General features: G+C 41.8%; 11 protein-coding genes. 6 read left to right on the top strand and 5 right to left on the bottom strand.

The features are described 5' to 3' along the window. Positions 1–38: 38 nt before the first annotated feature. Positions 39–209 carry a 4Fe-4S ferredoxin gene (gene fdxA / locus NVS78_RS05495; RefSeq protein WP_071595998.1) on the top strand — a complete coding sequence of 57 codons (171 nt, stop codon included), beginning with the start codon at positions 39–41 and terminating at the stop codon, positions 207–209. A gap of 44 nt (positions 210–253) precedes the next feature. On the opposite strand, the gene NVS78_RS05490 is transcribed toward fdxA, so the two are convergent. Beyond that, positions 254–796, bottom strand: coding sequence for a 5-formyltetrahydrofolate cyclo-ligase (locus tag NVS78_RS05490; protein WP_353620717.1), 543 nt, complete (start codon positions 794–796; stop codon positions 254–256). 205 nt (positions 797–1001) lie between these two features. Here NVS78_RS05490 and NVS78_RS05485 point away from each other — a divergent pair, with 205 nt between their 5' ends. Further along, a complete protein-coding gene (locus NVS78_RS05485) occupies positions 1002–2585 on the top strand; it encodes an NAD+ synthase (RefSeq protein WP_286358256.1) in 1584 nt (527 codons plus the stop codon). A gap of 16 nt (positions 2586–2601) precedes the next feature. Continuing rightward, positions 2602–3321 carry a Crp/Fnr family transcriptional regulator gene (locus NVS78_RS05480; protein ID WP_059026407.1) on the top strand — a complete coding sequence of 240 codons (720 nt, stop codon included), beginning with the start codon at positions 2602–2604 and terminating at the stop codon, positions 3319–3321. A gap of 244 nt (positions 3322–3565) precedes the next feature. On the opposite strand, the gene NVS78_RS05475 is transcribed toward NVS78_RS05480, so the two are convergent. Together NVS78_RS05475 and prmC are read right to left on the bottom strand one after the other, a co-directional pair. Further along, positions 3566–4015 (bottom strand): regulatory protein RecX, encoded by a 450-nt coding sequence (locus NVS78_RS05475; RefSeq protein ID WP_286358255.1) that lies wholly within the window; start codon positions 4013–4015, stop codon positions 3566–3568. A gap of 42 nt (positions 4016–4057) precedes the next feature. Continuing rightward, a complete protein-coding gene (gene prmC / locus NVS78_RS05470) occupies positions 4058–4909 on the bottom strand; it encodes a peptide chain release factor N(5)-glutamine methyltransferase (RefSeq protein ID WP_286358254.1) in 852 nt (283 codons plus the stop codon). 109 nt (positions 4910–5018) lie between these two features. On the opposite strand from prmC, the gene cls reads away from it, so the two are divergent. From cls to NVS78_RS05455, 3 genes are all read left to right on the top strand, one after another. Further along, complete coding sequence (gene cls / locus NVS78_RS05465) at positions 5019–6473, top strand: cardiolipin synthase (protein WP_286358253.1); 1455 nt, start codon at positions 5019–5021, stop codon at positions 6471–6473. Positions 6474–6577: 104 nt separating this feature from the next. After that, the gene (locus tag NVS78_RS05460) at positions 6578–9025 is read left to right on the top strand and encodes a bifunctional UDP-N-acetylmuramoyl-tripeptide:D-alanyl-D-alanine ligase/alanine racemase (protein ID WP_286358252.1); all 2448 of its coding nucleotides are present in this window, start codon (positions 6578–6580) and stop codon (positions 9023–9025) included. Between the two features lie 18 nt (positions 9026–9043). Further along, positions 9044–10321 (top strand): M64 family metallopeptidase, encoded by a 1278-nt coding sequence (locus NVS78_RS05455; RefSeq protein ID WP_286358251.1) that lies wholly within the window; start codon positions 9044–9046, stop codon positions 10319–10321. Between the two features lie 302 nt (positions 10322–10623). Here the strand turns inward: NVS78_RS05455 and NVS78_RS05450 are convergent, their stop codons facing one another. Further along, complete coding sequence (locus NVS78_RS05450; protein WP_286358250.1) at positions 10624–11175, bottom strand: hypothetical protein; 552 nt, start codon at positions 11173–11175, stop codon at positions 10624–10626. A gap of 10 nt (positions 11176–11185) precedes the next feature. Continuing rightward, entirely contained in the window at positions 11186–12724 is a 1539-nt protein-coding gene (locus tag NVS78_RS05445; RefSeq protein ID WP_286358249.1) for a hypothetical protein, read from the bottom strand. Between the last annotated feature and the right edge of the window lie 239 nt (positions 12725–12963).

Raw genomic sequence — 12963 nt, 5'->3', positions numbered from 1 at the left:
CTAATTTTGCGGCATTATTAACAAAAAAATTTATAGAAATGGCTTACGTAATATCTGATGATTGTATTTCTTGTGGAGCATGTGAATCAGAGTGCCCTGTTGGAGCAATCTCTATGGGTGATGATCACTATCAAATCAATGCTGACGAGTGTATCTCTTGTGGAGCATGTGCAGGAGTATGCCCTGTTGGAGCTCCGAAAGAAGCTTAATCATCATAAAAAAGATTCAAAAACCGTCTTTAAGGACGGTTTTTTTATGTCTCATGGATTACTTTATCCATTCTCACATCCAATTCATCTACCGGAACACGCCTCAGAAATTGGAAATTGAAGCATACCCCTATTTTTTTAGCTACCCGTGTCTCCTTCAGTATTCGATCGTAGTATCCGCGGCCGCGGCCCAACCGATTCCCTTGTGCATCAAAGGCCACCCCGGGCACAACGATCAGATCGATGGAAGAGTAATCCGTATATAACTCACCTTGTGGCTCCAATATTCCGAAACTTTCCCCGGGAGCAAGAGAATCCACCCCTTTAAACATTCGCAATTCCAAAATATCCCCCTTCACGCAAGGCAACAAAACAACCTTCTTATCCGCCCATTTACAAATAAAATCGTGCGTATATACCTCATCATCCATAGACCAATACAACAAGACGACCTCGGCTCGTCCAAATGAAGGGTCTTTCTCCAACTGTTCCCAAATAGAACGGGACATCTTCTTCTTCTCATCCAACGCGTAACGACTCTTTATCTCTTTGATCCGTTTTCGGATCTCTTTTTTTTCTATCATCATAAACTTATATAAATTTCTATCGTTATTTCAGCCCAAAATTCGTAAATTTGCCTCAGGAAAACAAAATTCATCTGTTATAAACAAAAAAAATTACCTGTGACAGGTATAATAAGAGATAGCTAAAAATCTTAATCCTCATAACGGAAAAGATTGATTTTATAAACTTAAAACAGGTCGTGCTGCCCGGCAGCGCCATGCAGGAATTATGAAAATAGCAATACCCCAGATCGATTACCACATCGGTGATATACAGAAAAATCAGGAGCTTATAATAAAGGCTATCAAAAAAGCGAAGTCGATGAAAGCAGATCTTGTTGTATTCCCGGAACACGCCGTATGCGGGGCTTATCCTCAGGATCTGTTCGAAAAAGAGTATTTTGTAAACGCTTGCCGGATCAGTATCGAGAAAATTGCCGAGACCTGCGATTCCATAGCCGCTTTAGTAGGGTGCCCCAACCTCGATATAGAAGACGGTATTCTGTACAACGCTATCTTTTTCATGTACAATAAGGAAGTTCGGGGAGGGGCCAACAAAACCATCCTTAGCGATTACGACGTATTCGACGAGAGTCGCTATTTCATCGCGGGGGAAGAAAACACAACCATCCGTTATAAAGATCAGAATATCCGGGTTATTTTTGACGAATACGAGACAGAAAGTATCCAAATGACGGACTCGCTCATCATCCACGTCGGTGCGACACCTTTCACGACCGAAAGTTGCGCCTACCGGAAAGAGGTATTTGCCTCCATGGCCAAAAAACAAAAGGCCCCTGTCATCTCTTTAAACCACGTCGGCGCGAACACTTCCCTTATCTTTGACGGCAATACGTTGGTATTTAACGCACAGGGCGTCCTAACACACCGATTAAACGCTTTCGAAGAGGATTTTCTGCTGATCGATACTTTTCAACTGGCCAAGAGTAAGCCTCTCCAAGAGAAATTACCGGAAAAAATACAATTGATACACGATGCTTTAATCTTAGGAATAAAAGATTATTTCAAAAAGAATAATTTCACCAAAGCCATCTTAGGTCTCTCCGGCGGTATCGATTCCGCTGTCGTTGCCGCCTTGGCCGCAGAAGCTATCGGGAGTGAAAATGTAAGGGGAATATTAATGCCTTCCCACTACTCCACGGATCATTCCGTGAAAGACGCCATTGACTTGGCGAAAAATTTGCATATACCTCACGAGACTTTACCCATAAAAGAGATATACGACTCCTTTTTAAACACTTTAAAGCCCGTGTTCCGGGATTTACCCTTCAACGTGGCGGAAGAAAACCTTCAGGCACGTGTCAGAGGCTCCCTGGTCATGGCCATGTCGAATAAATTCGGGAACATCTTATTGAACACATCCAACAAAAGCGAAGCGGCAGTAGGCTACGGAACACTATACGGAGATTTATGCGGATCTTTATCCGTGCTGGGAGACGTATACAAGACGGAAGTATTCCAATTAGCCCGGTTCATCAATCGGGAACGGGAAATTATTCCGGAAAACACCCTATTAAAACCGCCTTCGGCAGAACTCCGCCCCGGGCAAAAAGATCAGGATTCTCTCCCCGACTATCCCGTATTGGATGCCGTATTAAAGTTATACATAGAAGAGAACCTGTCCGAACAGGAGATCATTGCTCAAGGATTTGCCCCGGAGATCGTAGAAAAAACAATCATGATGGTAAACCGGAACGATTACAAAAGGGCACAATGTCCTCCCATTTTAAAAGTCAGTAAAAAAGCTTTCGGAAACGGACGCCGTATGCCTCTCACAGCCAAACTATCGTAAATAACCGACCAAACTTATGAGAACAATTAAAGACAAGGAATTACACGAGAAATATTGTAATATTTGTATCGATAGCCCCAATTCTCTCTTTGCCGATTTGGATGAAAGCAGCAAGAGCATTATCCGGCAAACCAGTATCTGCAAAAGTTATAAAAAAGGAGATCTGATATACGAGGAAGGTAATAAACCTTTCGGTCTGATTTGTTTGATCACCGGAAAAGCCAAAATCATCAAAAAAGGTGTTTCGGGGAGGGATCAGATCGTACGTATGGCCAAGCCCGTCGGTTTCATCGGCTACCGCGCCTTTTTTGCCGAAGAAAACCATATAGCCTCCGCCGAGGCCATAGAAGATTCCATCGTGTGTATCATGAAAACCGAATTGATTTTCGGCATCGTCCGAAGTAACTCTGATGTAGCCATGAACGTCATCCGCGCTTTAGCTACCGATCTCGGTTTTTCCAACCGCCGGACCGTTACCCTGACGCAAAAACATATCCGGGGGCGATTGGCCGAATCCCTACTGGTATTGAAAGAGACTTACGGATGCGAGGATGACTGTCAAACGTTAAAAGTTTGCCTTTCCCGGGAAGATATCGCCAACCTCTCCAACATGACCACTTCCAACGCTATTCGCACGTTATCGAATTTTGCCTCGGAAGGAATCGTGGAGCTGAACGGCAAACAAATTAAGATCACCGATATGGAAGCCTTGGAAAAAGTCAGTAATTTAGGATGAGTATTTTCCCCCTGAATTAAACCGATGTACATAAGTTGAAATCACTCTTTCAACAGGCAGATCGTCTATTCTACCCTCACTCATTTTTACGGCATCAGCCGCAATAGACTCACCCCACGTACTCGGATTATCATTTTCATCCGGTCATCCAACGCACGACTCTCCCCGACGGGACAATCGTATACTCCCAAAGATTTCCATCCCTGTGTTTTCCCGGCCGGGAAAATATGAAATAAAATTTAAATCAAAGCTGCTTGATACAACGGGACACGACTTCGTAACAGAACCCTCGACCGAGGGCATAACGGAAAAGCTTGGCTTTACGTTTGCAGGGATCGTCTTCTTTCAAGCTTCGGGCCTTTTGTTTCAGCAAAGAGATACACACTTCATCATAAGCCTCTTCGGGTAAAACCTTCAAAGCCCCGGCAACGATATGTTCCGCTATCTGCTTTTGCCGAAGCATCCGTTCTATCTTCTGTTTTCCCCAACGGTTAAACCGAAATTTATCCATCGCGTAAGCCCGGGCATAACGTTCGTCATCTACAAAATGATTTTTCACCAAAAAAGCCATAACTTCCGCGATATCCGTTCCCGTCAATTCCCAACGTTGCAATTTCACGATAACATCGAAACTACAATACTCTTTCTTGCTGCATTGAGCCGCAATTATATGCAAAGCCTTTTTCACATCCATCGTCCTCAATATAAACCGATTCTGTCATTTTCTGAATTTAAGTTACCTTTTTTTAGCCCAAAGGATTCTATCTTTACCGTGTATATCCTGTTCTATCTTTATCTCCTCGTATGCCATTCCCGACAATAAATTTATCATCTCATTTCCCAATGCTTCATTTATCTCGAAAAAGAGAGACCCTCCCGATCTCAAATGAGACATAGCAAAATCGGCAATCGTACGGTAAAATACCAAGGGATCTTCATCCGATACAAAAAGAGCCTGTTCCGGCTCATAATTCAATACGCGATTATGCATAAATTGCCGTTCCGAAAAGCGGACATAGGGGGGATTGCTCACGATCACATCATAAACAGGCCATTTCTCTTCTCTCCAACGCAATATATCCCGTACATAAAAATCCACTGTTACCCCGTTTATCCGAGCATTCTCTTTTGCCTGCCGGACAGCCTCCATAGAGATATCGACACCTTCCGCTTCCAACCCCTCCATCTGCTTCGCCAAAGCGATCGCAATGCACCCGCTTCCCGTCCCGATATCCAAAAGCCGGATAGGCATACAAATTCCGGAATTGACCACCCGCATAACCACTTCCTCTGTTTCAGGACGAGGAATTAACGTATTTTCATTTAATTTAAAACACAACCCCATAAACTCTGTTTCACCCAAAATATATTGAATCGGTCGGTCCGTTTTCAGCTCTTCCAGTATTTGTAAAAATTTATTGATAAAGCTTTTATCCAATTGTTCGTGTTTTTTCAGATGGATTTCTATATTTGTATAATGCAAAGTATATTGAAAAATAAGAGAACAAAGAGAACGGATTTCCCGTTCGTCGTAAGTATCCTTTAATACTTGCATTGCGTACTGTTGTAAATCGAAGATTGTATTCATAAGACAAAGATAACAAAATTGAACGGGAGAAAATTTGAAAATCAGAAAATATACAGAAAGAGAAAAAGATTCATGAAACAACAAAATTGAAAAGGCAAGGAGTAGCAGCATGGCGTGGACGACGATCATATTTTATATTATCATTACTTTATATGTCATTACCGTTATTGGCGTAATGTATACCATCATCATGGAAAACAGGAGTCCCGTCAGGACTTTGGCATGGATGCTCGTCCTCAGTCTGATTCCGGGTATCGGACTGCTGTTCTACATCTATTTCGGTATGAATTACCGTAGGATTAAAATGTTCTCCATGAAAGGGTTGGGAGACTTCAAGTGGCTCCAATACATGAGTGAAGATCAAAAACAACGTATAAAAAAGACCGAACTGTTGAAAAGGGAAGACATGGAAACCGTACAACGACTCATGACACTATTGCTGAACAATAGTAAGGCCCTGCTTTCTCGCAATAATACGGTAGATATATTAAATAACGGGGAAGAAACCTTTAAAGCCATCTTCTTGGCTATTTCCAAAGCCAAAAAATACATCCATTTGGAGTACTATATCATTGAAAAAGGGGAATTAGGCGAACGGCTAAAAAACGTTTTGATCAAAAAAGCGACGGAAGGAGTGGAAGTGAGAGTCATATACGACGACGTCGGTTCCTGGAAACTGCCTAAAAGTTACATCCGTGAAATGCAGGCCGCCGGCATTCAGATCTACCCTTTCCTCCCCGTAAGGTTTCCCCTGTTTACGAATAAGGTAAACTATCGAAACCATAGAAAGATTGTTGTCGTGGACGGGGAGGTCGGCTTTTTAGGAGGGCTGAATTTTGCCGACCGGTATTTACACGGTCTGCCCGGCATCGGAATATGGCGCGACACGCACCTGAAGGTCCGAGGTGAAGCGGTGACTTCACTCCAGGTCGTATTTCTTATTGACTGGTATTTTGTCCGGCAAGAACTTTTACTCAATAAAGAGGCCTATCTTCCGAACAAAGGAACAGAAGGAAGTGTCATCATGCAAGCGGTCTCCTCCGGTCCCGATAGTGACTGGACGTCTATTCAACAAGCCTATTTCACGTTGATAAATATGGCGAAGAAATACGTGTTTATCTCTACGCCTTACTTCATGCCGGGAGAAACGACCATCAATTCATTAAAAACAGCAGCGATGAGCGGCGTGGACGTACGTATCATGATTCCTTATAAATCAGACTCCCTGCTTACCTATTGGTGTACTCGCTCCTACGTCGAAGAGTTATTAGAGGCAGGCGTACGGGTATTCAGGTATCGCAAAGGATTCAATCACAGCAAATTAATTATCGTAGACGGACTCGTTTCGAGTGTAGGAACCGCCAACATGGATATTCGCAGCTTTGAACAGAATTTCGAATTGAACATGATTATCTACGACCGGAACGTTAGCCGCAAGTTGGCTACGGATTTTATGAACGACTTGAAAGGTAGCGGCGAGATCAGCATACAACAATGGAAATTCAGACCCAAGAAAGACAAGATAAAAGAGTCTCTTGCCCGTCTGTTTGCCCCCCTCCTGTGACAAACGGAAAAGGATAACGGCATATAATTATTTATAACGTTCCCGACGGAAAGATATCCGATTAATTTATACTTTTGCGAATCAAAGATATTAATTATGGCCGTATGATGTACTCAATCGAAGAAATCGCCCATGTCATCCGCGGAGACCTGAAAAAGGGATGTCCCGTAAAAATAAGTGAATACGGTATTGACAGTCGTTCTGTCATTTATGCCGACCGAACCCTTTTTTTCGCTCTAAAAGGACAAAATCACGATGCACATGATTATATTCTTCCTTTGTACGAAAACGGGGTACGGGCTTTCGTCATCCATGAATACAGGTCCGAATTCGACCGATTGACCGAAGCCAATTTTATACGGGTAAACCATGTGTTATCCGCACTGCAACAATTAGCCGCCTACTATCGTCAACAATCGAAAGCCGAAATAATCGGAATTACGGGTAGTAATGGTAAAACCATTGTAAAAGAATGGCTTTCTCAACTTTTAATGGAAAACTACCGGGTTTATCGCAGCCCTCGAAGCTATAATTCACAGGTGGGCGTACCGCTCTCTTTGTTAGGTATAGAAGAGGAGACCGAGATCGCTGTTATCGAAGCAGGAATTTCTCAAAAAGGAGAGATGCAACGCTTGGAACAGATGATCCGCCCGGATATCGGCATATTCACTCATATCGGGGAGGCCCATGATGAAAATTTCACCTCGACAGAGGAAAAGCTAACCGAAAAAGCCAAGTTATTTACCTCCTGCAAAACTCTCATCGGGCAAGCCGGAGAAGTATTGAAATTCATAAAAAAACAACTCCCGGATCGAGTACGGCTCTTTCTTTGGGGAGAGAGCCCGGAGGCAATCGTAAAAACCGAAACATTGGATATCGACGAACATAGTCGCCAAGTAAAAATCACACACGGAGACATCTCGTTCTCACTCACGATACCGTTTCCGGACGCCGCTTCTTTCGAAAATACGATGAATGCCGTTTGTATACTATTACTCAAAGGCATACAACCAAGCTCCATCACCCGGCTCGTAAAAAATCTCTCCTCTATAGCCATGCGTATGGAAATAAAAGAGGGTATCAACAACTGCATCCTGATCAACGATTACTACAATTCCGATCCTGCCTCCTTTCAATTGGCCCTGAATAGTCTATCCATACAGGATCCCCACAAAGAGAGGGTGGTCATCCTATCCGACTTTATGGATATAAGCGAAGACAAACAGACGCTGTACAAGAGTATTGCCATGCTGTTACAGCAAGCAAAAATAGCCTGCTTCATCGGCATCGGGAAGGAATTAAGAGAGTATCAGCACTACTTTACCGTTGCCAACTCCCGATTTTATGAAAATACCGAGCAGTTCTTAAAGCAGGAGAATCGGAACAATTTTAAAAATCAAGTCATATTGATCAAAGGAGCCCGGCGCTTTCAATTCGAATTCATTGCCGGTTTCCTGCAAAAACAGTCGCACGGCACCATCCTGGAAGTCGACCTGGATGCGATGGTCCATAACCTGAACTATTTCCGCTCTCTCGCGTCTGCCAAATTAGCGGTTATGGTAAAAGCGTTCTCATACGGCAGCGGGTCCAAAGAGATCGCGTCACTCCTTCAATATCACCGGGTAGATTACCTTATGGTAGCTTTCGCGGATGAAGGAATAGAATTACGAGCCGCAGGTATCACTCTCCCTATTGCCGTAATGAACCCGGAACGGGAAGCATTCGACAATATGATCACGTTCGGATTAGAACCGGAGATTTACGCTCTCGATATTTTGGAAGATTTTGAAAAAGCCCTCGGTAAACACGGAATAAAACATTTTCCGGTACACGTAAAACTCAACACGGGAATGAACCGTTCCGGATTTGACGAAAAAGATCTACCGGAATTACTCCGTTTTTTCAACCGTCCCCGGACCGTATATATCCGTTCTCTATTCTCCCATTTAGCCGGAAGCGACGAAAGTATACACGATGAATTTACCTTAAACCAAATTCATCTCTTCGAAAATATGACAACCACAATCCAGAGGCGTTTCAATTATAAAATCTGGCGACATATTTTAAACTCTGCCGGCATCGAGCGTTTCCCGCAATATCATTTCGACATGGTCAGATTGGGAATAGGTTTACACGGCATCAGCTCCGATCATGCCCTCCTCAGGCCTGTCAGTACATTTAAAACGCATATCTCTTCCATTCGGGAAGTTCCAGCGGGTCAATCGATCGGCTACGGACGTAAAAGTTATACCGACCGTTCTTCGCGAATTGCCGTTATCCCCGTGGGATATGCAGACGGATTGAATCGTCATCTGAGCAACCGGGTCGGTGAAGTATACGTGAAAGGGAAAAAAGCTCCGATCATCGGAAATATCTGTATGGATACATGCATGATAGATGTTACCGATACGGATGCCCTCGTGGGCGAGGAAGTGGAAATATTCGGGAAACATATTCCCGTAACGGAAATAGCCGATAAACTCGGCACCATACCGTACGAGATTCTGACTGGAGTATCTTCTCGGGTGAAACGAGTATATTACAAAGAGTAAAACAATAATTTTTAATTTATGAAAAAAAGAATGCGACTATTATTTCTATCTATCCTCCTGTTTTCGGCAGGAAATAGTTTTGCACAATTCGACACCTATTTCTATAACAAAACACTCCGGCTGGATTACTCCCATTGCGGAGACAACAAACAGGATGAAATCTTCTTCGAGGGATTACGGGAAGAGCCCTATTGGGGCGGTTCCAAAACCAATTTAATCGATACTACCCTATACGGTAATTATTACCTGAACGTCTATGACCTTAAAACCAATAAATTAATCTACTCCAGGGGGTATTGCAGTCTTTTCGGAGAATGGAGAATGACAGACGAAGCCCTGACAACTCGCCGTAGTTGCCCGGAGGCCGTAACCATGCCCTTTCCGAAAGAGAATGTACGTATAGAGATTACAGCCCGGAATAAAAAAGGCGTTTTCGTGAAGAAATTCGAATACACGGTAGACGTGAACAGTTATTTCATTAGCAAAGACCGTCGCTTGGAATACCCCGCTTATGACGTAATGTACACGGGTAACCCTGCCAAACGGGTGGATATCGTTTTGCTCCCGGAAGGTTATTCGGCAGACGAAATGGAGCAATTCAAAGCCGATTGTCATCAATTCGTAGAAGGACTTTTCAGCTTTTCGCCTTACAAAGAGAATAAAAATAAATTCAACGTACGCGCCGTTCTGGCTCCCTCGAAGGAATCCGGAGTTGATATTCCGGGTGAGTACATATGGAAAAATACGATCCTGAACTCCTCTTTCTACACCTTCGATTCGGAACGTTATATCATGACCTACGATTTTAAAAGTGTAAAAGATTTAGCCGCAAACGTTCCGTACGACTACATTTACATCATCGTGAACACGCAAAAATACGGAGGAGGAGCCATCTACAATCATTACGGTGTAAGCATATCCGGTAATTTACACTCGGCCAAAGTATACGTACACGAATTCGGGCATCTTTTTGCCGGATTAGGAGACGAATACGTGGGCGGTGCCGAATACAACGATCTTTATCCTCCCAAAATAGAACCTTGGGAACCGAATTTGACGACGCTGACCGATTTCGGAAAAAAATGGAAAAACTTAATGGATAAAGATACCCCTATCCCCACGCCTGTCGACCCTGAAAATCCGACTAAATTAGGGGTCTACGAGGGAGGCGGCTACGTTTCCAAAGGTGTTTACAGACCTTGGCCCGATTGCCTGATGAACTCTCTCAAGAGAGAAGCTTTCTGTCCTGCATGTACAAGAGCCATCCAACAACAAATACGATTTTATTCCGAATAACCCATTCAAAAAACCCGAACTTGCAAGTTCGGGTTTTTTATATATTCTCATTCCGTACCCAACCCTTCCCCCCTAATCCCTCAACCGCTATTCCTTAACTCGAAATCAAAAACTTACCCGATTGCAAAATCAGTCCTAATGGTAAATTTTAGATTGCAAATTAATTTGATTCAATTCTGATCTTGCCGTCTTAAACCATCAGTCTGAAATCCGAAACCGTAAATCTTTTAATTATTCAATTACGAAACATATTAACGCATTCATTTATACATATTCATAATTCATCTCCTAATACCATTACATCACGAGGAAACTTCATACATCAGATACTTATCCTTCTCCAAAGGAATGATCATGTATACTTGTCTGAAGTAAATACGTAAGTTCCAGGCACCGGGAGCAATAAGATACCGACTTTTTTGTGTTTTCCGATATCTGGCAAGACAGCGCGGGAATTCTCGTTCATAAAAATCCATCAACTCTCGTCGGGACGTGAGTATCTTCCCTTGAAGATCTCGAGAAGACAGGGTTATTCTTTTTTTATTTCTGGAAGAGAAGCGTGTTCTGACCACTAAAAGAATCGTATTTTCACCACTATTCAAACCTTTTTTCTCCTCCTCTGTCAAAGAACGTAAAAACCAGTGTACGTCCGTTTTATACCTGAATTGCAAGGTATCGGTTGAATCAAACAACAGGTACAAGGTATCTCCGCGTTGATAAAAAGGATCTCCTGATTCTCGAACCTCTTTACTTAACTCGATCTTCCACCCTTGATCGTATCCTCGTTTTACAGTCTGGGCATTTACTCCCGTGAAAATAGAAAGTATGATAATAATAAACACAAACCTTTTCATATAAATCGCATTATGGAGTACATATTATTTCCGTGTTTCTCAGATAATTCAGGTATAACGTATTAAGGGAGTCTCTTTGTCCTTGCGAATTTTTTTTCCACCCTTCGGACTCTACCCGGATCCATTTGTTGTCTTTTAATTCGTCGACGTATTTTAATCCTTCCCAAGCAATGGCAATACAGGTAAAAATTTCCGTACCGGGTTCTATTTCTTGTAAGGCCCGGGCAATGATATAAACATAATATTCCGACATGTATTGGTGATGAGCCGGTGCATTATAGCAATATTTTTTATAAAAGTAAAACAAGGTCGGAAAACTTTGGTCATCCAGAGCTTCGCTCAAGGTTTGAAAATCATTATCTACCAAAGTGCTTGGATGGTGAGATCTCAACGTTAACAATTGAGCATATATTTTAGCATGAATGGCCTCGTGGATGATCGTCTTCGCAACTATTAAAGGAGGCTTGTACATCAGGTTCGACTCGTTAAGTTGAATCGTAAACCAATAATTGTTCATTTTAGAAATCAATTCACCGTTTACATTTTGTGAAAGATCAGCCAACTCCCATTTCAAATGGGCTATTGAATTTTCTTTCATAAAGTCCTCGACAAGTCTTTTGAATACCAGACTCTTGCTATTGACTTTCGCGTAAATACAATCAATATAATCGTTGTCCTTTAAATTCTCAACATCTATCTTAGGAGCATTACTTATACCTCCGGCAGTTTCTACATTATACGTCGGGGGAACAAGGTAATCGGTTGTACATTTGGTCCACGCGCGAGAACAATAAAAGTCAATAAACGATTCTTTCAATTCTCCTATGCACTGACAAATATTACCTCCATATCCTAACGATCGTATGTCACTTACAACAATCCTCAGATCTGCATCTATAGCATAGGAATAGTCTCCCGCAAAAGTAGTTTCGCCTTTAAAAAGACAATAAATACGGGCATAATTAAATCGAGGATTAGCATGACTTAAGTAGTAACTTAATGCCTCTCGATATTCTCTCAGGTCTAATCTGGAGTCCAAATATTGATTTGCAGCACACTCGTTCTCCGAACAAATATACCAGGCATCTCTCCACATTTGACGCGTATCGCAAACCCATGATCCATAAATATCCATATTATAATAACATGCTCCCCAATCATGAGAAATTTTTGCTTGAGGAGTATTACTCGTATGAAATAAGATATAACTAAACAGGTTATAACATTCATACTTGTTGACTAAAGAATCAATGTCAGGAAAAATGTCGTTTAAATGCAATATTTTTTTACTAATATCATTAGTCGTATTTCGAGACAATTCACTTCTAACATGTTCATACTTCTGGCATAACTCTTCGAAGAGTGGATCTTTAATCAATGCTTTATAAGTATCTTGTTCTATTGCAAAGAAGTCTTCCAAATATTGAACATTACTGTCTTTCTTTTCATTAAGGTTGTCGGTCTCTAAAGAACTTTCCGCTCGATAGCACGAATTCATTACCAATAGCAGAATAAGTGAAATCGAAAACACAAAAAATACTTTTTTCATTTGATATCGGTTTTATTATATTTATATTACATGTAAATATAATAAACCAATTCAAAAATATACTATATAATCAATACATATTCCAACATAGTATTATCGAGAGAAAAAATATCTTTCCCACATGAATAGAAACACGATAAACGATAAAATGACAGGATTAATTTATTTTTGTAACCTCCGTAGCATTTCTAAACTACTGAATGCCCCGATTACGAAATCAGTCCTAATGGTAAATTTTA

Source organism: Gabonibacter chumensis (assembly GCF_024741215.1).
Classification (GTDB): domain Bacteria; phylum Bacteroidota; class Bacteroidia; order Bacteroidales; family Marinifilaceae; genus Gabonibacter; species Gabonibacter massiliensis.
Note: the sequence above shows the minus strand (reverse complement) of the source record. Positions and strands in the feature narration are given on the sequence as shown.

Bases quoted from the DNA above. Each gene is read 5' to 3' on its own strand.
- fdxA (WP_071595998.1), top strand. From the start codon at position 39: ATGGCTTACGTAATATCTGATGATTGTATTTCTTGTGGAGCATGTGAA.
- NVS78_RS05490 (WP_353620717.1), bottom strand. From the start codon at position 796: ATGATGATAGAAAAAAAAGAGATCCGAAAACGGATCAAAGAGATAAAG.
- NVS78_RS05485 (WP_286358256.1), top strand. From the start codon at position 1,002: ATGAAAATAGCAATACCCCAGATCGATTACCACATCGGTGATATACAG.
- NVS78_RS05480 (WP_059026407.1), top strand. From the start codon at position 2,602: ATGAGAACAATTAAAGACAAGGAATTACACGAGAAATATTGTAATATT.
- NVS78_RS05475 (WP_286358255.1), bottom strand. From the start codon at position 4,015: ATGGATGTGAAAAAGGCTTTGCATATAATTGCGGCTCAATGCAGCAAG.
- prmC (WP_286358254.1), bottom strand. From the start codon at position 4,909: ATGAATACAATCTTCGATTTACAACAGTACGCAATGCAAGTATTAAAG.
- cls (WP_286358253.1), top strand. From the start codon at position 5,019: ATGGCGTGGACGACGATCATATTTTATATTATCATTACTTTATATGTC.
- NVS78_RS05460 (WP_286358252.1), top strand. From the start codon at position 6,578: ATGATGTACTCAATCGAAGAAATCGCCCATGTCATCCGCGGAGACCTG.
- NVS78_RS05455 (WP_286358251.1), top strand. From the start codon at position 9,044: ATGAAAAAAAGAATGCGACTATTATTTCTATCTATCCTCCTGTTTTCG.
- NVS78_RS05450 (WP_286358250.1), bottom strand. From the start codon at position 11,175: ATGAAAAGGTTTGTGTTTATTATTATCATACTTTCTATTTTCACGGGA.
- NVS78_RS05445 (WP_286358249.1), bottom strand. From the start codon at position 12,724: ATGAAAAAAGTATTTTTTGTGTTTTCGATTTCACTTATTCTGCTATTG.